This is a genomic window from Parabacteroides sp. CT06, assembly GCF_002257605.1.
Lineage (GTDB): Bacteria > Bacteroidota > Bacteroidia > Bacteroidales > Tannerellaceae > Parabacteroides > Parabacteroides distasonis.
The window spans coordinates 2,082,879-2,107,218 of record NZ_CP022754.1; the positions used below are offsets into that span (position 1 = coordinate 2,082,879).

General features: G+C 45.4%; 17 protein-coding genes and 1 riboswitch. Of the genes, 7 read left to right on the top strand and 10 right to left on the bottom strand.

Annotated features, from left to right (window positions below; translation table 11 throughout):
• Positions 1-140 precede the first annotated feature (140 nt).
• From cbiD to CI960_RS09075, 7 genes are all read right to left on the bottom strand, one after another.
• Positions 141-2,078, bottom strand: coding sequence for a cobalt-precorrin-5B (C(1))-methyltransferase CbiD (cbiD, locus tag CI960_RS09045; protein WP_005857005.1), 1,938 nt, complete (start codon positions 2,076-2,078; stop codon positions 141-143).
• Positions 2,078-3,859, bottom strand: coding sequence for a precorrin-4 C(11)-methyltransferase (cobM, locus tag CI960_RS09050; RefSeq protein ID WP_094582327.1), 1,782 nt, complete (start codon positions 3,857-3,859; stop codon positions 2,078-2,080). The genes cbiD and cobM overlap by 1 nt, the downstream gene beginning before the upstream one ends.
• Positions 3,856-5,055 carry a bifunctional cobalt-precorrin-7 (C(5))-methyltransferase/cobalt-precorrin-6B (C(15))-methyltransferase gene (locus CI960_RS09055; RefSeq protein WP_005857001.1) on the bottom strand — a complete coding sequence of 400 codons (1,200 nt, stop codon included), beginning with the start codon at positions 5,053-5,055 and terminating at the stop codon, positions 3,856-3,858. The genes cobM and CI960_RS09055 overlap by 4 nt, the downstream gene beginning before the upstream one ends.
• A complete protein-coding gene (gene cobJ / locus CI960_RS09060) occupies positions 5,052-6,464 on the bottom strand; it encodes a precorrin-3B C(17)-methyltransferase (protein WP_005856999.1) in 1,413 nt (470 codons plus the stop codon). Before cobJ ends, CI960_RS09055 begins: the two co-directional genes overlap by 4 nt.
• 56 nt (positions 6,465-6,520) lie before the next feature.
• On the bottom strand, positions 6,521-7,984 hold the full coding sequence (locus CI960_RS09065) for a PepSY domain-containing protein (protein WP_005856997.1): 1,464 nt from the start codon (positions 7,982-7,984) through the stop codon (positions 6,521-6,523).
• A gap of 18 nt (positions 7,985-8,002) precedes the next feature.
• Positions 8,003-10,384: a TonB-dependent siderophore receptor gene (locus tag CI960_RS09070; RefSeq protein WP_036628710.1), complete on the bottom strand. Its 2,382-nt coding sequence runs from the start codon at positions 10,382-10,384 to the stop codon at positions 8,003-8,005.
• A gap of 147 nt (positions 10,385-10,531) precedes the next feature.
• Entirely contained in the window at positions 10,532-11,449 is a 918-nt protein-coding gene (locus CI960_RS09075) for a sirohydrochlorin cobaltochelatase (RefSeq protein WP_005856993.1), read from the bottom strand.
• 127 nt (positions 11,450-11,576) lie between these two features.
• Positions 11,577-11,774: riboswitch (cobalamin riboswitch) on the bottom strand.
• An 86-nt stretch (positions 11,775-11,860) separates the two neighbouring features.
• Between CI960_RS09075 and aspT the strand changes: the two genes are divergently transcribed.
• The 5 genes from aspT to CI960_RS09100 all read left to right on the top strand — a co-directional run bounded on the left by aspT (position 11,861) and on the right by CI960_RS09100 (position 20,391).
• Positions 11,861-13,558 carry an aspartate-alanine antiporter gene (gene aspT, locus CI960_RS09080; RefSeq protein ID WP_005856991.1) on the top strand — a complete coding sequence of 566 codons (1,698 nt, stop codon included), beginning with the start codon at positions 11,861-11,863 and terminating at the stop codon, positions 13,556-13,558.
• 12 nt (positions 13,559-13,570) lie between these two features.
• Positions 13,571-15,220 (top strand): bifunctional aspartate transaminase/aspartate 4-decarboxylase, encoded by a 1,650-nt coding sequence (locus CI960_RS09085; RefSeq protein ID WP_005856989.1) that lies wholly within the window; start codon positions 13,571-13,573, stop codon positions 15,218-15,220.
• 270 nt (positions 15,221-15,490) lie between these two features.
• Positions 15,491-17,740 (top strand): aconitate hydratase, encoded by a 2,250-nt coding sequence (locus CI960_RS09090; protein WP_005856986.1) that lies wholly within the window; start codon positions 15,491-15,493, stop codon positions 17,738-17,740.
• A 24-nt stretch (positions 17,741-17,764) separates the two neighbouring features.
• Positions 17,765-19,042 carry an NADP-dependent isocitrate dehydrogenase gene (gene icd / locus CI960_RS09095; protein ID WP_005856984.1) on the top strand — a complete coding sequence of 426 codons (1,278 nt, stop codon included), beginning with the start codon at positions 17,765-17,767 and terminating at the stop codon, positions 19,040-19,042.
• A 5-nt stretch (positions 19,043-19,047) separates the two neighbouring features.
• Positions 19,048-20,391: a citrate/2-methylcitrate synthase gene (locus CI960_RS09100; protein ID WP_008772165.1), complete on the top strand. Its 1,344-nt coding sequence runs from the start codon at positions 19,048-19,050 to the stop codon at positions 20,389-20,391.
• A 113-nt stretch (positions 20,392-20,504) separates the two neighbouring features.
• On the opposite strand, the gene CI960_RS09105 is transcribed toward CI960_RS09100, so the two are convergent.
• Positions 20,505-20,780, bottom strand: a complete 276-nt coding sequence (locus CI960_RS09105; RefSeq protein ID WP_005856980.1) for a putative quinol monooxygenase — start codon at positions 20,778-20,780, stop codon at positions 20,505-20,507.
• 101 nt (positions 20,781-20,881) lie between these two features.
• Between CI960_RS09105 and CI960_RS09110 the strand changes: the two genes are divergently transcribed.
• Positions 20,882-21,262, top strand: coding sequence for a GtrA family protein (locus tag CI960_RS09110; RefSeq protein ID WP_005856979.1), 381 nt, complete (start codon positions 20,882-20,884; stop codon positions 21,260-21,262).
• A gap of 147 nt (positions 21,263-21,409) precedes the next feature.
• On the opposite strand, the gene CI960_RS09115 is transcribed toward CI960_RS09110, so the two are convergent.
• The gene (locus tag CI960_RS09115) at positions 21,410-23,068 is read right to left on the bottom strand and encodes an amino acid permease (protein WP_005856977.1); all 1,659 of its coding nucleotides are present in this window, start codon (positions 23,066-23,068) and stop codon (positions 21,410-21,412) included.
• Between the two features lie 114 nt (positions 23,069-23,182).
• Here CI960_RS09115 and CI960_RS09120 point away from each other — a divergent pair, with 114 nt between their 5' ends.
• Complete coding sequence (locus tag CI960_RS09120; RefSeq protein WP_005856975.1) at positions 23,183-23,515, top strand: DUF3795 domain-containing protein; 333 nt, start codon at positions 23,183-23,185, stop codon at positions 23,513-23,515.
• 34 nt (positions 23,516-23,549) lie between these two features.
• Here the strand turns inward: CI960_RS09120 and CI960_RS09125 are convergent, their stop codons facing one another.
• The gene (locus CI960_RS09125; RefSeq protein ID WP_005856972.1) at positions 23,550-24,281 is read right to left on the bottom strand and encodes an SDR family oxidoreductase; all 732 of its coding nucleotides are present in this window, start codon (positions 24,279-24,281) and stop codon (positions 23,550-23,552) included.
• Positions 24,282-24,340 lie beyond the last annotated feature (59 nt).

Here is a 24,340-nt window from a genome sequence, read left to right on the forward strand (position 1 = left end):
TATTTAGAGGGCAAAAGTACGAAATCCTCCTAATATGTATTCTTAAAGAATCCCTAATAAAAAAGAATAAACAGCTAAAAAGAAATGCTATTACAGTCTGGGGGTTGTAGATACGTAGCGTGCGTGCTGCGTCTCTACAGCTAAGATTGGTATAAGACCTTGCCCTCTTCGGATATTAACAGCAAGGTTAGTTCGCCGTCGTGAAGGATGGGAGCGCAATACGATTTACATTTTTGTAAAAGTAATGGGAAGAAACGATTTTGTTCTTTTTCCGCAAGAAGCTCCCATAATTCACGGGCCAACGTAATCCGATTGATTGCATCTACGGTCGCCTCCTCGCATTTCGCTTCTTTCGCTACATCTTGAAGGAAGCCTTTGTTCATGACGACTTTTTTGCTGTGTGTATCTAGGAAACCTTCCGCAAGTTTCACCGCCTTGCCGATCATGATGCCTAAGATAACCTGCTTGAAACCTAAATCGGCAGCGATCTTTAGCGTCTCTCCGATAAAGTTCCCGTAATGGACGAATGATTGTGGAGGCAAAGAAGCGTATAAGCTCCGAAGGTAGCGTTCACTCTTCGCCCCGGAATTAATAACCAACGTCTCGCAACCTATCGCTTTGGCGACACTGGCTTCTTTCCGTATCGAGGCGATAAAAGCGTCCGATGAGAAAGGACGCACAATTCCGGATGTCCCGATAATGGAGATTCCCCCGATAATTCCAAGTTTCGGATTGAAGGTACGTTTCGCCAACTCCTCGCCACCGGGAACCGAGACCGTGACAATAGCGACGGAATCGGGTGAGGGCAGGAGTGGAATCAGCTCTTGCCGGATCATCTTACGGGGCGTGGCGTTTATAGCCGGGCCGCCGACTTTCAAGCCGAGTCCCGGAAGGGTCACGGTTCCGACTCCTTCACCTGCTTGGAAGATGACTCTTCCCGTATCGTCGCTTTCTGTTTCTTGACAATGTTCTTCTTGTGCCATTACCGTGGCACGCTTGTGCCATCGGCTTGGCACAGCTGTGCCATCATCGTGGCACGACTCTGCCACGGCGATGGCACAACCGGATGCATCGGGAGATAATTGAACAGTAACCCGGATCCGGCTATGATTCGTCACGTCCGGATCATCCCCAGACTCCTTGATCACGGTACAGGTGGCGGCGGAACACCCGGCCCATTCGGTATAGGCTACCGGCAACGTTATCTGTTCTCCCGAGGGTAATGTTATCTGGCTTTCTGTTTGTTCCTTCCGTGATAATAAGGCCAATAAAGCGGCTTTTGCGGCGGCGGTAGCACAAGCTCCGGTCGTATATCCGCTTTTCAAGGGAAAGAATTCTGGTAATAGGCGTTCAATTTGTTTGCGCAATCCGTCTTCACCATACACTCGGTAGAAAGTTTCCGGTAATGCGGGACGCTTCACGACAAATACTGGTATTCCGAATTGGCGGGCAGCGTTCACTTTATCCGTAAAATAGCCGGAGAAACCACTTTCCTTTGTCAAGATGGCGTCCGGATGGAGTTGCTCCAACAACTTTAACTCATCCTCGCCTTCTCGATAGAAAACCAGACTTTCTTGGGGGAAGCCCTGCTTCTCGGCCAACGACAAAGATTCCTCCCGCTCCAATATACGTAACCAAGTGGTATGCGATCGCCAATAAGGACGGAGCGGGGCAAGGGTGTTCACGCCACTGAGGGCAAGTAGCCGTTGGATACCTTTATTTTCCATTTGGCGAATTGCGTCTGCATAACTATCGCACCAAATCAAGTCCTCATCACGAAGTGGATACCGACGTTCGTAACGAATCACCGGAATCCGTAAGCATTTCGATACCTGTTCGATCGTTTGGTGTAACACTTGAGCGAAAGGGTGTGCCGCATCGATCAATAGCTTAATTGCGTGGTCACGACAAAAACACTCCATTTCCTCCGCATTCATGGCTCCGGTCAAACGGATTCCATGAGCGCATTCAATGGATTGCAAAGTTCCTTTCGTAGAATAGTAATAGGTAGCGGCTGCCTCGTCCGCTACCCGCACAGCCACACGGCCTTCTGTCGTTCCTCCAAGAATCAGTATCATTACTTACGGAAAAGATGTTTGAATTCATCCGCATATAAGCGAGATAGGCCCTTGCGGTTATCGATGGCATCCCCGACGACAAGTAATGTCGTCAACGTAAGATGATTCTCCTTTACGATCTTGGCGAGATCTTTCAGTTGCCCACGGTAGATCCGCTCGTCTTTCCATGTCAATTTATAGCAAGCGGCTACCGGAGTGGTTGGAGCGTAATGTCGCAATAATTCCTCTTGGACCTTCTCTACGACACCGGCGCTTAAGAAGATACACATCGTACTTTGGCTTTGAGCCAGTTTGTGCAGTTGCTCTTTCTCAGGCATGGGCGTACGTCCTTCGCCACGAGTGAGGATGATCGTTTGTACTTTCTCCGGAATCGTGAACTGGGAATAAAGAGCGGCGGCGGCGGCTTGGAAAGAGGAAATACCCGGAGTGATATGATAATCCATCCCGTATTGATCAAAGTAATTCATTTGCTCTTGAATAGCTCCATAGATGCAAGGATCGCCCGTGTGCAAACGAACGACAAACAATCCTTTATCATAAAACTCTTTCATCAACGCGAACTGTTCTTCCAGATTCATATCCGCCGAGCTTCGCACCGTAGCGCCTGCCTTTGCGCATAAGGTAAGTTCTTTCGGGACGAGGCTTCCTGCATACAGGATCAAATCAGCTTTCTCCAACATTTGCCGCCCGCGGATAGAGATCAAGTCCGGATCGCCGGGACCGGCTCCTACGATCTCGATATGTCCCTCACGGCAGGCCGTCCGATCTAACGCTACGGCAAAGGTATATTCATTTCCTTTCCCTAAATCCGCTTTTTGCTTCTCGACCAAAAGCGGACCGCCATGAGCCGCATAAATGGCGGAAGCTTCCGATACACTTGGGGATTCGGTTACCTCCAGTACTTTCTCCGAGGGATTGGGTACCGGGATTTCTTTCAGCTCCTCCGATGTATAGGTGTGGAAAGGGCATTCCATAACTCCATAAGCCAGTAATGTCAGCACCGGTTCGCATTTCTTCAAATCGATTGTATTTACATCCGCCAAGGCCTCCGGATACAGGCGTTTATCACGCAATACATCTTTAATATGTTCGTAAACGACCGTAGGATCGCCTTGCATATCCTTGCGGCAACCCATTCCTAGGTGGAGGACTTTCGGTATATAGGTGATCGTATGGATGGATGTATCGTATTGTTTGGGACTGACGATCATCAATAACTCATAGTCTTGCTGCGGTATCGCCTCGAAGGAATAAAAGATAGAGACATGAGACGGGACCGTACGCTCCAAATAATCCGTTCCTTTATCTCGTATATCAAGGAGTAGCGCTGTCGGTTTTCCATTGACAAAAGTGGAGATGGCGGCATTGCTATCTTTGACGATCAAGGTCCAATCGTATTTCTTCCCTAATGTATCGAGCGCCCATAGGTTTGCGTTGTCGCTTTGTGTCGTAATAATCGCTTCGGCTCCTAATAGGTTCGCTAACTCTTTGGAAAGATCGTTCGCTCCACCGATATGTCCGGATAAGACAGGAATCACGTATTTGCCGGTACTATCTATACAAACCACGGCAGGATCAGTATGCTTATCTTCCGCGAAGGGAGCGATACTGCGTACGCAAATTCCCATCGCTCCTATAAATACCAAACTACTGGATTCGTGAAAAAACTCTTTTGAGAAAGAGCCGAATGGTAAGATCTTCGCCTCGGGATAAGAGGCTAGAATTCGCTCAGCAAGCACCCGGCTGCTATCGGATATTGGAATAATTGATATTGTACTCATAATTTATAAATAACATTCACGGTAATCGTATTAAAATCATCAATCGTGATACGGGTTTGGGCGGATATCCGAAGACCGGTTTGGCGGACCGCTTCCTCTAAAAGCGCTTTGCTTTCGTCGGATACGGAGTTGAAGACGATGACACCGCTCTCTTTCATCTTTTTGGAAACTACCATAAGGATCTCCACTAATTTCCCGCCATGTCCGCCGATAAAGATTGCATCCGGAGCCTCCAACGCTGATAAATCCACCGATAAGAAATCTCCGATTATAGCCTCGATACCCGGAGTCCCAAAACGATGACAATTCTCAGTCATTAACTTTCGTCCCTCTTCCCGGATCTCAAAACTCGTGATATGCAAATGCGGGAACAGCAATTTAGCCTCTATCGAGACAGAACCCGTACAAAAGCCGATATCCCAAAAACGTTCCCGGTTTATCAGATCCAGCATGCTTAAAGATAACAAACGGATCGGCATTTTGGTTATCATCTTCTCCCGTCCGTTCAAATGCTCGAAAGCGGAATCCGGCAGGCCGAACTTACGGGAATGCCCGTCACGCTCTTTCCGGAGAATCAAGCAATTCGGATGAACGAAATTATTCATTGCTGCGGCTTGTATACTGAATTGGCGGATGCTCTGCCGTTCGGTATTTCCTAATCGTTCTCCCACGAACATGGTATAATTATCATAGCCGTATTCCAGCATCCGGCGAGCGATAGTCGTAGGCGTATGTTCCCGATCCGTGAGCACGCCTATCTTAGACGCACTTTCGATCAAGGCACGATCGAACTCGTGCCAAGGCCGTCCGGTAAGGGAGACGATCCGCATATCGTGGTAAGGCATCAATAGATTTTGTGCCAAGAGTTGCAAGGTATTAAATGACGGGTACAGGCGGATTTGCGCATCCGGCAATCGGTTTTGAATCGTAACGGCGAATCCGAAAAACAAAGGATCTCCGGAAGCGAATACAACGATGCTTTCCCGACCGTCGTACGAACGATAGCGATCGAAGACCTCGTCCAACGGGACTTTTATATCGATCCAGTCCGCTTTCTCGGGCAAGAGCGAACGTACGATCTCATGATGCCGCACGCCTCCGGAGAACACCCGGTGGGACGAGATTATCTCCAATACCTCCGGCGGAAAGTATTGCCGCATATTATCATCCAGCCCTATGACATAAAATCGGTTCATACGTCTCTTCCCGGCTTTAATTGTTCTGCGTCATTAAAACAAAGGATGGCATTCACTAGCGTAGCCGCTAAATTACTACCTCCTTTACGACCTTCCACGATTAGTTTCGGTATACCGATAAAAGGTTTCACCATATGTTTGGATTCCTGCACATGTACGAAACCTACCGGAGCCGCGATAATGCCAGCTGGAGTGGCTTTACCTTTACGTATTAAATCGCATAATTCCATAAGGGCGGTCGGGGCGTTCCCGAAGACAAACAGAGCGGTCGGATGCTCTTCCACGGCCCGACGAATACCGGCTTGAGTACGGGTAATTCCTTTGCTCGAAGCCATCTCAGCGACCTGCTCGTCTTGAAGGTAGCATTTCACTTCGACACCCAGACGTTGCAGAGCTCCCTTACGAATGCCGGAAGCAGCCATCGTGACATCGGTGATGATCGTAGGAACTTCCCCGCCGTTGATCTTATTATATAATGTAGAGACAGCATCCGGGTCGGCATAAAGGATATTTTCCATATCGAAATCGGCCGTCGTATGAATGGCATGGAGTAACGCCCATTTCTTATCCAACGGGATCTCTTGGTTTTTCAATTCCTTCTCGATCGTACGGAAACTACGGATCATGATGTCCTGTCCGATACCCGTATCCATTTTCTTTTGTTTGATCTCGCCATAATATCCCCGGGGAGTGATCATATGATTCCCGGAAAGATATGTTTGTGAGTTTCCGATCAAGACTACCGTAAACATATCGATCTGCTCGGGGTCCAGATCTGCGAGCGTAGTGACGAATACTTCTTGCTCCTCCCGTCCGGCCTGACGTACATAACCGACCGGAGTCTCCGGCTTGCGTTCTTGCAGGAACAATTCTTTTAAACGATAGAGTTGCCAATAACGTCCCTCGCTTTTTGGATTATAGATCGCCGTAACAAAATCGGCCATGGCCGCCGCGTGAATCCGTTTCTCGATCAGTTCCCAAGGAGTCATCAAGTCTGAGAGGGAAATCACACAGAAATCATGTCCGATAGGAGCGCCAAGCAAGGACGCAGCTTTCTGGAAAGCGCTGATGCCCGGATACGACTCGATCTCGATCTCGCTTCCGGATTCTTTCTTCATCTCATAAATCAGAGGAGTCATGCCATAAATACCGGCGTCACCGGAACTGATCACGCAAACCGTCTTTCCCTCGTTCGCATAAGCGAAAGCTTGCTCGGCACGAGCTTGCTCACGTTTCATACCTGTATCTATACATTCCGTTCCCTCACGAAGCAAGTGGGTGATAAAACGGAAATAATATTTATATCCTATGATGACATCCGAGCTTTGGATAGCGGCCAAAACCGCAGGCGTTATATCGGCCTCGCTACCGGGGCCGATTCCGGCGACTATAATCTTGCCTTTATTCATTCAAATCTATTTTATAATACAATGTTCTCAATAAATATAATACAAATATACAGGCTTTACTTCTTTCTTCTCGCTTTTCGCCTGATATATTTTATCGCAAGCCATACACCGGATAAGGAAACGAACGTGCCTCCCAACATGGTTCCCCACATCACGATATTCCATAAGACCGGATGATCTACCAAGAATTTCAGATTCAAGCTATGCAATGCCGGATACATCCAATGGTTCCAACGAGACGGCGTATTTACATAACGGTATTGTCCATTACGGGGATTAATGTAATAACAACTATTATCCACGTCTTGAATAGATACTTTCCAGACCGGGAGTTCTAAATTCCTTTTTCGTGAGATATAATACGTATCATAAGCATCCAACAGTTTGATATCAGCCGTGGTCCCGATACCATGTATCTGAGACAATACGGAACGGATTTCTTCCGGTCGCAGGTTCAATAAAGATATCCCGTCACTCTTATTTGCGTTCACGACAATATCCTTCGTGTCTGTTTGTACGATGTAAAAGGGTATATCACCAAAACTACTCCATTCCAATTGACGGATCTGGCCGGGATAGGCTTGTACGACCGCCCTGTAATCCAACGGATAATCGAGTGGGGAAGGAGCCATCTTCCGCAGTTCTTGAACCGGGTTTATATCGAGCTTGGCTTTCAACCCCCAATCCTGTACACGAGCCAAAGACATCATACCACTAAAGCAGAAGGTGAGGACGAATAAACCGAATAACACCCCAAGAATATGATGCCATTTATACCAGAACTTCTTATAAGGGGAAATCAAATGACGTCTCCTCGCTAACCGGAAATCCCGTATTCCTAAATAGATCCCGGCGATACACATAACGCACCCGATTCCGGATAACCAGACAACTACCTTTATCCATAATTCAGCGTCTTGCCGCAAGGAAGTGAAATAGACCCAATGAGGGATCGCCCCGAGCCAAGCCCAGAAACGACTGTTTTTATCCGTATATTGCAAAACCTCCCCGGATTTAGAGGATATGTATAATTCATGTCGTTCCGGATCGGCGAAATGGAATTTATAGATCGGAAATTCCTCTTTTAAACGACCGAATGGAATCCATTGGTCCAAGGTGTACAAGGAATCTACCTTCGCTATGGAAGAGGTATTCCATAGTGATGCCACACGTTGGATATGATTCCAGTCGATTACGGGTAATCTTTCCGTCGAGTCGGCAGGAATATCATAGCTCCCTTTCTCCGTCCGGAGATGAAAAACAGTTTGTCCCAAATAGCTGTTTAAGGTAACATGGTTTATCCGCTCGTTCTGCGGTAAACGTTTCTCTATCTGGTCTAACGAAGGAAGATTCTCCGGAGAGAGAATATCCATCTTCGCCCGTTTATCGGCCCGGTCCGCTCGCGGGAACGTATGGTAGATCATTACCAATCCCGATAGGAACCAAACGAGGAACAGGATACTGAGTGCCGTGCCCAGTATCCTGTGTATAAATTGCATGATCTTTGTCAATAGATTCATGAGCGTATGTTCTATATATTATAATGTATAGGAGATAGCCACTTGGAAATTACGAGGCATGCTTGGCACCATCTGTTGTCCGAGCGCTTGGTTATAATAATTGTTGTCAAACAAGTTATTCAAGTTGAATGTAAGGTGAATATTGTTGTTCAACAAATAAGACATACCGAAATCGGTTACCCAATACGGATCGAACCAAGAGTTGTTAGATGTATTACGGTATACTTTACCGGTATAACTGCTACTCAAGTGAAATTCCAGATTCTTCAAGACACCCCGAGGGATGGTATAACTGCCGTATGCGTAGAAAGTCTGGTTCGGTACGTTGCTCTGCCAGTTTCCTTCTTGGCTATTCAATTGTTGCTTTGTCTCATCCGGGTTATTGCCATAGATAGCCTCGATCAATTCCGGATCCTTTATTTCTTTCATCTCCCGGATCTTGGAGTCGTTCAATCCATAACCGATCGTCAGCGCTAAGGTGCTTACCGGAGAAAGAGTGACATCAAAATCAAAACCCTTGGAATCTTGTACACCCACCTGTCCGATTACGCTCATCGTGGTAGTCTCGCCGTTTTCCTCCACTTGATAGTTGTTGGTCAACGTAGCCGTACTGTTCATCTTCCGGATATAGAACAAGCTGGCATTGGCGCTTAATATATTGTTCAATTGATATTTAAGCCCCACCTCGGCTTGGTATCCTTTCTCCGGCTTAAATACTTCCTCATTGCGAGCAGGCTCGAAACGATTTCCATCACCTCCTACATAAACGACATTATCTTGATAGAACGTACGGATCGGTTTGAAGAAAGAAGCGAAAGAAGCATAAATGGATGTATTCGGATGGGGCAGATAGACCGCTCCGAAACGATAAGTCAACGCCTTATTCTTTATCATATTGAAGCTTGAATGTTCCTCATACTCACGTCGTCCGGTAGGAGTTGTAGCGCTGGCGGACATATAACGGAAAAAGTCGTAACGTAGAGCGGCTAATACCTTCCATTGCTCGTTGAACTCAACCATATCTTGAAGATAAAGGCTGTTGGAATAATGATGCGTAACCGTTGCTTTCGAGAATTTACTGGTCATATATCCCATGCTATGCGGATCATAAACGGATACATGCGAATAAAGGCCGGGACCCTGAACATCATCTCCTAAATTATATCCCGAATAGCTGGTACGATTCAAGGCGACGAAAGAGTAACCTCCCATATACGTATGCTTTATCTCACCCGTCCTGAATTTACCGCTTAGCTCGAGCGTATTGGCTACCGTCTTGGCTATATGGGAGAAGCGAAGCGGGAAAGAAAGATATACACTGTCCAAACAGATATATTTTTTCTGGCCATTTTTCATATAATAATGATCATAGATCGGATCATCACTTTCGAGATAGTCGAGGGCTTCCGTCCCAAAATAGTTGATATCGTCGTTATTGTAAGAAAGGCGATCTGTTAGTTTCGCACTGTTCCAAAAAGTATGTGTGTACTGCGTCGATATGTTCCAAGCGTGATTCTTCATAAAGTCGGACTCGTTATTGTAGCGAGCCTCACGGTCAAGTCCCGGTAGCATATCATTTTTATGGAGATATAACTGTCCTGTTTGCGCATTATATACATCATTTGCCATTAAATCGGGAAGACCAATCTCCGTTCCATAGAAGTCGCGGTTAAAACCTCCACGAACATCTAATAGGTCACGTTCCGTCATTTTAGCTTGCAATGCCAGATAACCGGAAAAGCGACGGTTGCCATTATCACGCCAGCCCTCTTGATCGGAAAAGTTGACATTGGCGTAATAATTGACCGGACCGACCAATTTACCGCCCATGCCAAGCGTCGCCTCTTTATTCTCGTAACTACCATAGGCCAATCGGGCGTTAACGCTCTGTTTCTCTGACGGGGATTTACGAACGATATTCAAGGTTCCACCTACGGCTGAATGTCCGTAAAGTACAGAAGCCGGTCCCTTTAATAATTCAATAGACTCGATACAGGATAGATCGGGTACGGGATAAGAGTTGTTTATTGCCGAACGTTCATCGCGGATACCGTCTATCATCATGATAGAATGATCGAAACCACGGATCGACAATTGTTGAAATGCGCCATAAGATGTTTGGAATCGTACGCCCGGCATAAAGCGTACCGCATCTTGGATATTACGGATACCTCGCAACTCCAAACTACTCGCCGTAATGCTATTAATTGAAATAGGAAGATATTTCATAGGTACGTCCAACTTCGTGATTTGTGGACGTGGCTTGCGTGCGGCGGTCGCTACGACTTCTTGAATATTGAATGTCGTATCGGCGAAATTCGTGTACTCATTCTTGTGTTGTGCCTGCATCGTACTGATACATAAGGCTGTCAACGGTAAGATTGTCAAAACTCTTTTCATATATTTAGCATTATAACTGTTTATTGTATGCATGTGAAATCCCTTTCGAAAGAAATTCCATTTTCCTTCGAATGAAAATTTAGTTTCTTTCGGAAGGAATTACTTTTTCTTCCGAAAGGAATAAAAAACATTGTGTAGTGAACTTTTTTAGTCCTTCTCTACCGCATAAGCTTTCTTCTTATCAACGATATCGATCATCTTATGTTTAGCCATGAAACGGGCATGTTCGATGAAGATCTTCTGGATATCCGGATTCTGTCCCAGACCTTCCATAAATACGCTTACCTCGTAGCCTTTCTTTTCCAATTCCTCTTTCCAATCACCGGCGATATCGTTTTTCGCATGGTCTCCGGCAACAAACATAAATGGCATCAACAAGACTTTCTTCGTTCCATTGGCCTTTACTTGGGCTACCATCGTATCAAAAGTAGGATAGCCCTCGATGGTTCCTACGGAATAATCCTTGAATCCCTTCTCCTTCAACATATAATCCAACATAGCATATTGGGCCGTCGCCGGTGTATAAGTGCCATGGCCTACCAATAAAGTAGCGCCTTCTTTCGCCCCATTTTTTATGATAGCGGCGATTACCGCCTCATAATCCTCCGGTGTATACAATAAAGGATTACCGATACGAATCTCCTTGAAAGAAGATTTCATGGTGGCAACATCCTTACGTAAGGATTCCATCTCGATACCTTCGATTATATTCGTGGATTGGATCAAGACATGTGTATAACCATCAGTCTTTAATTTTTCCAAGGCCTCGATCGGGTTCAGTTTCTCTACGCCACGAGCTTTTAAGCGGCGCATTACAATGCGAGAAGTCCATGCCTCACGCAACTCAACATCTTTGAAAGCTTCTTTCGCTTTTTGATTGATCGCGTCGATTGTCAAGGCACGGGTATCATCATGGGTTGTTCCAAAATGTACCATCAATAAAGCGGCCTTATCGCCCGGTTGTAAAGAGGCGAATAAATCGGATGCTACAAAATTCTCGCCATCGTGCGCACGACAAACTAGGCTGATGACCAGCAGGAAGAAAGATAGTAAGTGTTTCCTCATCATATGAATATATTAATAATTAGATTACATATCAATCCCACGGAGACAACGTATTATTCCGTCTCCAACATCTTTTAGATATAGGTGATATTTCTATCCTCTTAATTACTCCTAACCCCGGGAGGAATTAATCATTACTTCGCTTGGCAGGTTTCCTGACTGGCTCGGAAAGCAACCTTCCCATCTTTCTTAAGACAGTGGCATAGCAGAACGCTTTCCTTTTCAAGAGCTTCACAGTAGCGGGCACTGTTCCGGATTCTAACCGGATTCCCTTTTATAGAATTGTCGGTAGACAAACTCTATCACCTAAGCGGTCGCAAATTTATATAAATAATCCCGAAAAGTAACAACATCTTTCAAAGAATCCCTGTTTCAATAGCATCTTTTTTGTTTAACATTAAATAAATAGATATGGAATGGATAACTAATTTACTTCAACATTATCCGGAGCTAGCTATTTTCATAACCTTAGCTCTCGGTTTCTGGATTGGCAAGTTTAAGATAAAGAAGTTCACGCTGGGAACGGTTACCAGCGTATTATTGGTCGGTGTATTGATCGGGCAATTAAAAATCGATATAAGCGGACCGTTAAAGTCCGTCTTTTTCTTGATGTTCCTCTTCGCTGTAGGATATAGTGTTGGGCCACAGTTCTTCCGGGGATTGAAAAAGGAAGGTCTTCCTCAAATGCTTTTCGCCGCCGTCATGTGTGTGTTTTGCTTGATCGCTCCTTTTTTACTGGCGAAACTTATGGGATATAACGCAGGCGAGGCCGCAGGATTATTGGCGGGCTCCCAGACGATGTCGGCAGTATTAGGAGTTGCCGAAGATACGATCGGACAGATGAATATTAGCGATACGGATAAAAGCGCTATGGTCAACGTGATGCCCGTGGCCTATGCGGTAACTTATATTTTCGGTACGGCAGGATCCGCATGGTTAGTGAGTGATATCGGGCCACGTCTTTTAGGAGGACTCGACTACGTGAAAAAAGCCTGTAAAGAGCTAGAGGCTAAAATGGGAAATAACGACGAGAGCGAGCAACCGGGCTTTATGCCTGCCGCCCGTCCGGTAACTTTCCGGGCCTATAAGATTAGTAATGAATGGTTCAAGGAGGGTAAAAGCGTAAAGCAGTTGGAGGAATATCTGGACCAATTAGGACGGCATTTGTTCGTGGAGCGTGTCCGTATTAATAATGTAGTAACCGATGTTAAACCGGATTTGGTTTTACATACCGGAAATGAGGTTGTCCTAAGCGGTCGCCGGGAATTCGTGATCGGAGAGGAGAACTGGATTGGCGACGAGGTCAATGACATTGAATTGCTTGATTTTCCGGCAGAGACGTTACCCGTACTAGTGATCCATAAGGAATACGTGGGGAAAAAGATCTGCTATTTACGCAATCAATCGTTCATGCATGGTGTTAGCATCAAGTCCGTAAGGCGTGCGGGTATCAATATCCCGGTCTTGGCCGCTACGGTGATAGATTCCGGTGATATGCTGGAATTGGTAGGCATGAAATCAGAGGTAAATAAAGCGGCGACGGCTTTAGGATATCCCGATCGCCCAACCAATCAGACCGATTTGATTTTCGTGGGTATCGGTATTTTCTTAGGGGGAATTTTAGGTTCGCTCGCGATTCATTTCGGGGGTGTCCCGATTAGCCTAAGTACGAGTGGAGGTGCTTTGATAGCCGGGCTCGTCTTTGGATGGCTTCGTTCTAAGCATCCGACCTTCGGGCGTATTCCGGAGCCTTCCGTCTGGATATTAAATAATTTGGGATTGAATATGTTTATCGCCGTAGTCGGTATCACGGCGGGTCCCAGTTTCGTGACCGGATTGAAGGAAGTCGGTATAAGTTTATTTATTATCGGTGCTTTAGCGACATCTATCCCGCTTATCATCGGTATTCTGATGGGACGTTACGTTTTTAAGTTCCACCCGGCTATTACTTTAGGTTGTACGGCGGGTTCACGTACGACAACTGCCGCATTAGGAGCGGTGGAAGATGCCGTAGGAAGTGAGACTCCAGCCTTAGGCTATACCGTTACCTATGCGGTGGGTAATACTTTATTAATCATCTGGGGTGTCGTTATTGTGCTAATCATGTAATATATATAATGTATGGACAAGAAGAAAATACATGTCACGAGAGAATATGAGAAAAAGATGTCGGAGATTAGCCCTTTCGAGCTAAAGAACATCTTGATAGAGTTAGCGGATGAGAGCGCTCGTAAAAGTACGCACATCATGCTGAACGCAGGAAGGGGAAATCCAAACTGGATCAGTACGGTTCCACGGGAGGCATTCTTCCTATTAGGGCAGTTCGCCTTGGAGGAATGCCAGCGGGAAACCGAATTGGCAGATGAGATGGCCGGAGCCGCAGGGGTTCCCAACCGCAAAAGGATCGCGTCTCGCTTCGTACAGTTTCTAAAGAAACATGCGCAATCTCCCGGCGCTACTTTATTGAAGGGTACCTATGAATATCTGGTCACGGAAAAAGGTGTAGATGAGAATGAGCTTGTATATGAATGGGCGGAAGGTGTCATTGGTGATCAATATCCGGTTCCCGATCGTATCTTGAAATATACGGAAATGCTCGTGCGGGATTATTTAGACCAAGAATTATGTGACAACCGGCCCCCCGAGGGAGTATTCGACCTTTTCGCTACCGAAGGCGGAACTGCCGCCATGTGTTACATCTTCGATTCCTTGCAGCAGAATTTCTTGTTGAATAAGGGAGACAAGATCGTCCTTTTCGCTCCGGTATTCACTCCTTATATAGAGATTCCGGAACAGGCCCGTTATCTTTTTAATGTCATAGAGATAAAAGCTTTGAAGATGACAAAAGACGGCTATCACACGTGGCAATATCAAGAAAAGGATTTAGATGTCCTAAAAGATCCTAGCGTGAAAGCCGCTTTCATAACAAACCCGAGCAACCCGCCTTCATACGGATTGACAAAAGCATTGATGAATAGGATCGTTGAGATCGTACGGAACGACAATCCCAACCTTATGATTATTACGGATGACGTGTATGCAACATTTATTCCGCATTTTCGCTCGATGATGGCCGAATTACCAAAGAATACGTTATGTGTCTATTCTTTCTCCAAATATTTCGGGGCAACCGGATGGAGATTGGCGATAATCGCTTTACATCAAGATAATATTTACGACCGGATGATCCGTGAATTGCCAAGAGATAAACAGGAGCTTCTAAAAAAACGATATAGCAGTCTATCCTTACATCCCGAGGATATCCGCTTTATTGATCGTATGGTAGCCGATAGCCGTCAAGTAGCCTTGAATCATACGGCCGGTCTTTCCTTGCCACAACAAACACAAATGTCTCTGTTTGCGTCTTTCGCTCTATTAGATGCGGAAAATACCTATAAGAAAAGGATGCAGGATATGATCCACGAGCGTTTACACACATTGTGGGAAAGCACCGGATTCACCTTATTAGACGACCCTTTGCGTGCGGGATATTATAGTGAGATCGATATGCTTGTCTGGGCTAAGAAATTCTATGGGGATGATTTCGTGGAATATCTAAAAAAGAATTACGAACCTCTGGATGTCGTTTTCCGTCTGGCACAGGAAACTTCCTTGGTTTTACTGAACGGAGGAGGTTTTGATGCTCCCGAGTGGTCTATCCGCACATCTTTAGCCAACCTTAAACGGGAAGATTATGTCCGGATCGGAAAGGGTATCGCATCTATTTTGCATAGTTATGCCCAAAGATGGAAAGAAAGTCTCGATAAGTAGAAAAAACAGCTCCAAGGCTTGAACAAAACGGGCTAATGGTACGTTTTATTAATAAACGTGCGATTAGCCCGTTTTTCTAAGTTATCCGGGAAATTATAAATAACCTCTATAACCTCATAGAAATTATCGAACAAATTGTATTTCATTATATTATATATTTGTTGATAATAAAAACAAAGACTCATTGGCAGATGTCTTATTTATTACATTTTAGCTGGTTATAGATAAATATATTTGCGAAAAGGCTTACAATAAAAAACGAATATGAATATGGTGTACGACATTGACATGCTTAGAAATTTCTATGCGAATTTCCCCAGAAGAGTGGACACAGCCCGCGAACGTATCGGTGGTCGCCCGATGACCTTGGCCGAGAAAATCTTATATGCGCATCTATACGATGAAAACTCGACTCGCCTTTTCAAAAGAGGTGAGGATTATGTGAATTTCCGTCCCGACCGTGTGGCTATGCAAGATGCCACCGCTCAGATGGCGCTTTTACAATTCATGAACGCCGGAAAAGAAAAATCCGCAGTACCGGCTACCGTGCATTGCGACCATTTGATCCAAGCGAATATGGGAGCCAAGACGGATATCGATACGGCTACCAAAAGCAATAGCGAGGTCTATGATTTCTTGAAATCGGTCTCCGATAAATATGGAATCGGTTTTTGGAAACCCGGAGCAGGCATTATCCATCAAGTGGTATTGGAAAATTATGCGTTTCCCGGCGGTATGATGGTAGGAACTGATTCACATACCCCGAATGCCGGAGGACTTGGAATGGTCGCTATCGGAGTAGGAGGAGCCGACGCCGTGGATGTCATGACCGGAATGGAATGGGAACTGAAGATGCCGAAACTAATTGGTGTTAAGTTAACTGGTAGTTTGAATGGTTGGGCCTCGCCGAAGGACGTGATTCTTAAGCTAGCGGGCATCTTAACCGTAAAAGGTGGAACGAACGCTATCATCGAATATTTCGGTCCGGGCACCGCCTCCATCTCAGCGACCGGAAAAGCTACGATCTGTAATATGGGTGCCGAGGTAGGAGCGACTACTTCTTTATTCCCATTCGATAATACAATGGCTCAATATCTTCGTGCCACGGGACGTGACGAGGTAGCGAGCTGGGCCGAAGCTATCGGTGAATATCTGGAAGCGGATATGGACGTTCGTGCCGAGCCAGATAAGTTTTACGATCGTGTAATCGTTATTAACCTTTCCGAATTGGAGCCGCATATCAACGGTCCGTTCACGCCGGATGCAGCTACGCCTATCTCGGAGTTTGCCGCAAAAGTAAAAGCGAATGGCTATCCCCGAAAGATGGAGGTCGGATTAATCGGTTCCTGTACCAACTCTTCTTATCAAGATCTAAGCCGTGCGGCATCTATTGCTCGCCAAGCTTATGAGGATAAAATACCGGTAGCGGCACCCTTGATCATCAACCCGGGTTCCGAGCAAATCCGTTATACGGCAGAAAGAGATGGTATTATCGGTGATTTTGAACGGATTGGCGCAACCATTATGGCGAATGCCTGTGGTCCTTGTATCGGACAATGGAAACGTCATACGGATGATAATACCCGTAAGAATTCGATCGTTACTTCATTCAATCGTAACTTCGCTAAACGTGCGGACGGTAATCCGAATACACATGCTTTTGTCGCTTCTCCGGAACTGACACTGGCCTTGACCATCGCAGGTGATCTATGTTTCAATCCTTTGACCGATACCTTGAAGACAGAGGATGGTAAGGTTGTGAAACTGAAAGAACCGAAAGGCTCGGATTTTCCGCCGAAAGGTTTCGAGGTAAAGGATAACGGCTATCTGGCACCTACGGGTAAGAACGTAGTGGTGAACATCGATCCGGAATCCAACCGCCTACAAGCATTAAAGCCTTTCGCTCCTTGGAATGGAGAGGATTTCACGGATATGCCCCTTCTTATCAAGGCTGAAGGTAAATGTACGACGGATCATATCTCGATGGCCGGTCCATGGTTACGTTTCCGTGGGCATTTGGAAAATATATCGGATAATATGTTGATGGGAGCCGTAAACGCTTTCAACGGGAAGACAAACTCTGTATTGAATCAACTGAACAATGAATATGAAGCAGTTTCTGCCGTAGCGAAACAATACAAGGCAAATAGTATTTCCTCGATCGTCGTAGCGGAAGAAAACTACGGTGAAGGCTCTTCCCGGGAACATGCAGCCATGGAGCCCCGCTTCCTAAATGTAAAAGTGATCCTAGCCAAGAGTTTCGCCCGTATCCACGAGACAAACTTGAAGAAACAAGGAATGTTAGCACTGACTTTTGCCAATAAGGAGGATTACAGCAAGATCCGCGAGAATGACCATATCTCGATCATCGGATTGAAAGATTTTCAGCCGGGCAAACCGTTGACGGCCGTTCTTCTTCATGCGGATGGTACGCAAGAATCATTCCCGGTTAACCATACGTATAATGATTTACAAATTAAATGGTTCAAGGCGGGTTCCGCTTTAAATACAGCTCACTAAGACAAACAAAAAAATCTTGATATCATGAGTAAGATAACAAAGAAAGGTAATCATATTTTCGTTCCGGATCACGTGACGATCCCTTATATTGAAGGAGATGGCGTGGGGCATGAGATCACTCCCGTTAGCCAAAAGATAGTAAACGCTGCCATCAAGCAAGCTTACAACGGAACCCGTTCCATTGAATGGAAAGAGGTCTTAGCCGGCGAAAAGGCGTTTAAGCAAACCGGAAGTTGGCTTCCCGATGAGACTATGGAAGCATTCCGTGAATACATCGTCGGTATTAAGGGACCGCTGACGACTCCAATTGGTGGAGGTATCCGTTCATTAAATGTGGCCCTCCGTCAGACGTTGGATTTATATGTTTGTCTCCGTCCGGTTCGTTGGTTCAAAGGAGTCGTATCTCCGGTAAAGGAGCCGCAGAAAGTGAATATGTATATCTTCCGTGAGAATACGGAAGATATCTATGCCGGAATCGAATGGCAACAAGGGACTCCGGAGGCACAAAAGTTATTGAAGTTCCTCACCGAGGAAATGGGAGTGAAGAAAATACGTTTCCCGGAAACTTCCTCTTTCGGCATCAAGCCGGTTTCTGTGGAAGGTACGGAGCGTCTGGTGCGTGCCGCTATCGAATACGCGATATTGCATCAGTTACCGAGCGTGACTTTGGTACACAAAGGTAACATCATGAAATTCACGGAAGGTGGTTTCAAACTATGGGGATACGCTTTAGCGGAACGGGAGTTTGCGGATCTCACTTTCACATGGCCTCAATATGAGAAGATCAAGAAAGAGCAAGGCGAGGAAGCGGCCAATACCGCCTTAGTGGAAGCTTCAAAGGCCGGTAAAATCATTATCAAGGATGTCATAGCCGATGCTTTCTTGCAAAACACTCTATTAATTCCGGAAGAATATTCCGTGATCGCTACCTTGAACCTGAACGGCGATTATATCTCCGATCAATTAGCGGCGATGGTAGGTGGCATTGGCATTGCTCCCGGTGCTAATATCAACTATAACAGTGGTCATGCGATCTTCGAGGCAACACATGGAACCGCTCCGAATATTGCGGGAAAGAATCTCGTAAACCCCTCTTCCTTATTATTATCATCCGTGATGATGCTGGAATATATGGGATGGAGTGATGCGGCTAACCTGATTACATCCGCTATGGAGCAAGCTTTCTCCGCTGGAGAGGCCACTCATGACTTGGCTCGTTTTATGCCGAACGGCAAATCTCTCGGCACCAAAGAATTTGGTGATCGTATCATCTCTATTATCGAAACAATTAAATTAGTATAGTCATGTTGAAGAAAGAATATTTAATTTACAAATTGTCCGAGGCTGCCAGAGAGGCTTGCAAGATCGACAACGAACTTTTCCCGATGTATAATGTGAAACGTGGCCTTCGTAACGAGGATGGTAGTGGCGTGTTAGTAGGATTGACCCAAGTCGGTAATGTAGTAGGATACGAACGCTTGCCAGAGGGCGGTCTTAAAGCGATCCCCGGTAAGTTATTCTATAGAGGTTACGACGTAGAGGATTTAGCGCGTGATTTCATCAAGGAAAAACGGTTCGGTTTTGAGGAAGTGGCTTATTTATTACTTTCTGGTAAACTCCCCGATAAAGAGGAATTATCAGCCTTTAAAGAACTGTTGAACGATAATATGCCCTTGGAGCAAAAGACCAAGATGAATATTCTGGATCTGGAAGGACAGAACATCATGAATATATTGGCTCGTAGCGTATTGGAGATGTATACCTTCGACGCAAACCCGGACGACACCTCCCGAGATAACTTAATGCGCCAATCTATTGAATTGATCTCTAAGTTCCCGACGATTATCGCTTATGCCTACAATATTTATCGTCATAGCACACAGGGGCGTTCTTTACACATCCGTCATCCGCACGAGAACTTATCGATCGCAGAAAATTTCCTTCACATGCTGAAACGTGATTTCACGGATCTGGACGCACGTACGTTGGATTTGCTCTTGGTATTGCAAGCAGAACATGGTGGTGGTAATAACTCTACGTTCACGGTACGCGTCACTAGTTCTACGGGAACGGATACGTACTCATCTATCGCAGCTGGTATCGGCTCATTGAAAGGCCCGTTGCACGGAGGTGCCAATATTCAGGTAGTAGATATGTTCCATCATTTGAAAGAGAATATCGCGGATTGGAAGAACGTGGACGAGATCGATACTTATTTCATGCGGATGCTTAACAAAGAGGCTTATAACAAGACAGGCTTGATCTATGGTATCGGCCATGCGGTCTATACGATTTCCGATCCCCGTGCGGTCGTATTAAAGGAACTGGCTCGTGATCTGGCAAAAGAGAAAGGTCGCTCTGAGGAATTCGCCTTCCTTGAGTTATTAGAGGAAAGAGCGATCGAATGTTTCGCCAAGCATAAAGGAACTAAGAAACGGGTTTCCTCGAACGTGGACTTCTATTCTGGATTCGTTTATGAGATGATCGGTTTGCCACAGGAAATCTATACGCCTTTATTCGCCATGGCCCGAATCGTGGGTTGGACCGCTCACCGTATCGAGGAGTTGAACTTTGACGGAAAACGCATCATCCGTCCGGCTTACAAGAACGTTTTGGACGATAGGGAATATATCTCAATCAACGAGCGATAACACTAAAAAAATCATAGTTATGTTTTCTTTCATTCATAGTTATAAGTTGAAGGATTCATAACTATGATTTTTTAGCATGCTCAAGCTTATAATAATAAGCCTACATAAAACCCTTAAAATGTAAATTTCTCAAGTTTCATCGCACCTAATCCTTGCAATTTAGGAACCAACGTTACGAAATGCTCAGCTTTTTCGTGAGCTGATAAGGATTCAGCGTCTTTCCACGTCTCACAAATCATCAATACATCACTACGAGTAGAGCTCTCGAAAATATCATAAGCTATACAGCCATTGTCTTTCAAAGACTTTTCAACCAATTCTTTCGCAGTCTCCAATGCGGCGGGACGATTCTCCTCACTTACTTGAATAAATACATTTAGTCTAATCATACTCATAATTGTTTTAAGAATGTTACATACTTGATCAAAAGTACAGCACAAATATAGAAATAAACCCGTATATTTGTCATTCGAAACGTATAATTAACAGCATGAAGGAATCTGTTCGTATTCTTCGTTTCGCCATTGTAGGTTCTTCTAACGCTTTGATCACCGCATTGGTAATCTGGATATTAATGGATATTCTGGATTGTAATTACTTGTGGTCGAACATGGCTGGATATGTGGCTGCCTTGGTGAATAACTTCTTTTGGAGTAAATACTGGGTATTTTCTTCCGGGAAAGGTAATTTCTGGAAGGAGATTCCTTTATTCCTAATCGCTTTTGGTTGCGCTTACGCTACTCAATTCATATTCTTGCTTTTAATGGTGGAGGTGATCGATCTAAATGAATATCTGGGTCAGTTCCTTGGACTTTTCGTTTACGGAGCCGTTAATTTTATGATGAATAAGAGGCTTACTTTTAAGAGCTAGAATCCGATAAATCGTATTAAAGGAAGTGGTATAGTACGCCAGTAGTGGTGAAGGTCAACGCGACTACTCGCATAAGCCTTCACCACTACTGGTATTGACCATCGGGACTAGTCGCGTGAGCCATCGAGACATAATCGTGCTGAATCGCTAACGGGTAAGGCTCGTAAACTGCTTCCCGAGTCTGTAAAGATAGAAAGCTAGATGCGTAAAAGCGAATACGAATGAGATAATCAATAAGATTTTGCTCTCGCCCCATCCCACGGTTTGCTGGTGCCAAAGCCCCGTGATCACGCAAAGCACGGATAGGGTAATACCGATCATATCCAATGTGGTCTGTCCCGAGCGATGTTTCTGCATATGTTCCAGTTTGCTATGTTTGATGCCATAGCAGACATATATATCCAGACCGATTAACATCCATAATACCAAACGAATCCATGTATCAGCCGGGAGAAAAAGCATCATTACCAGACAAGTTATGATACCGGCGATAGGCACGAACGGAACCAACGGGGTCTTGAAAGACCGGGGAGCGTCCGGCATTGCCTTACGGACAATCAATACCCCGGCGCAAACTAGCGTAAAGGCGAACAAAGTCCCGATACTACACATCTCGCCCGCTACGCTCGCCGGAACGAAAGCTGCCAATGCACCGACCAATAACATAAACAGGAAATTACTTCGTGCCGGCGTGCGGAATTTCTCATGGATATGGGAAAATAGGGGAGGGAGCAGCCCATCCCGGCTCATACTCAAGAATACACGACTCTGTCCTAATAACGTTACCATGATAACCGAGCAATACCCCAGTAAAATAGCTATTACGATCGCCCGGTTCATCCAAGGGTAATCCGGACGAATCACACCAGAAGCATCCATTTGCCCCATATGATCGATAGCTATTGCCACAGGAGCGATTCCATTCTGGCCAGCAAACGCTGAGTAATGTACGACTCCGGTCATCACGTGGGCAAACAACATATATAATATAGTACAAACCACTAATGACATCAAGATCCCGATCGGCATATTCCGTTTCGGGTTCTTGGTTTCCTGTGCCGCCGTACTTACAGCGTCGAAACCGAGGAAAGCAAAGAATACGATAGCCGCCCCTCGTAGGATACCGGAGAAACCGAACTCGCCTAGGGTCCCCGTATTAGCGGGTATATAAGGCGTATAATTCTCCATACGGATATATTTCCATCCCAAGACTACGAACACCAAGACTACGGAGACTTTCAAGAATACGATAATCCCATTGAAAATAGAACTGCCTTCCGTCCCTCGTATCAACAAAATACTCATTAACACCACGATCACGAAAGCCGGGATATTCACGATACCGCCATCCCAAGGGCAAGCCGTCAAGGCTTGCGGTAAATGTACTCCGAATCCTTCCAGAAAAACGACCAAATACCGACTCCAACTTATGCTAACGGTCGTAGCGGCCACGCAATACTCGAGCACCAAATCCCAACCGATAATCCAAGCGACCAACTCACCCATCGTGGCATACGAGTAGGTATATGCGCTACCTGCCACCGGGATCATGGATGCGAACTCGGCGTAACATAACCCGGCGAAACAACAGCCCAAGGCGGCGATAGCGAAAGATAAAGTAATGGCAGGCCCCGTATACCCGGCGGCCACCGCACCCGTAATGGAGAACAATCCGGCACCGATAATAACACCGACACCTAAGGCGATCAAACTCCACGGGCCAAGGATACGCTTCAGCGATTTACTGCCCGAATCATTTGCCTCGGTCATCAAATCCGCTAAAGGCTTCTTAATAAATAAACCCATCTGTATAGATTAAAAAATTAGTAATTGGGCGTAAAGGTAGGAATTTTTATTATGTTTGCCGAAAAGTAAAAGCAAGGACAGAAACAAACAAGAAAATAAATAGACAACTAAATAATGAAACAATTGATAGCCTGTTGCGGATTAGATTGCGAAAGTTGCGATGCCCGCATAGCCACAGTTAAGAATGATGATGAGCTAAGAGAAAAAACCGCCCAAAAGTGGAGCGCCATGAACAATGCGCCCGAAATTACAGCCGCAACTATAAACTGTATGGGGTGTCGTACGGACGGAATGAAATTTGCGTATTGCAGTGATTATTGTGAAATACGCAAATGTGTATCCGGAAAAGGCTTTAATACATGTGGCGATTGTGATGAATTGGATAGTTGCCAGATAGTCGGCGCAGTCCTTCAGCATGCTCCCGGCGCAAGAGAAAATCTAATGTAGAAGCAAAAAAGATGAACCTCTAACATATCCGATCCTAATTCCGTATCGGCAGCCGTTCCCAAAGCCATTCAGGGATCAGTCTCCAGAGAAAGACAAGGATAGCGTATTTCCAATCGATGATCGCCCTTCTCTTTTTCCGGTCTATAGCGTTAGCGATACGCAAGGCGGCGTATTGGGGAGACATCAGCATAGGATAATTCCTGCCGTCTTTCAATAAATCCGTACGGACAAATCCCGGACGGATATCCGTAAATGTAATAGGCTGTTTCTCCATACGGGAAAGTTGGGCTAAAGCGTCTATATAAATATTTTGGTATCGTTTGGTAGCCGAGTAGGAGGGAGCGACACCTAATCCTTTGGTTCCGGCAATAGAGCTGATTACAGATATATGCCCGCCACCTTGACTAGAAAAATAACGATAGGCTGCTAGTACCATACGCGTAAAGCCTGTCACATTCGTCTGTATCGTAGCTTGTTCAATGGAAGTATCTAAGTATTTATTCTGGTTGCCGATCCCTGAACTAAGCAGGAAGATGTCCATTCCTCCCAAATCACGGATTAATTCGTCTAAACGATCAGCGGCATCCTCGGCGGTCACGTCCAACTGCTTTATCTGGATATGCTCCGGATCTTGCTTACGAAACTCCTCCAACCGATCAACCCGACGACCAGCCAATCCCAGTTGATATCCTCGTTTCCAATAAATCTTAGCAACCTCATAGCCGATACCGGAGGTAGCGCCAATAATGATAATTCGTTTGACCATAATACTTGATACAATAAATTAACAATAAAGATAAACAAAATTCTCATACTAAGCTCTAT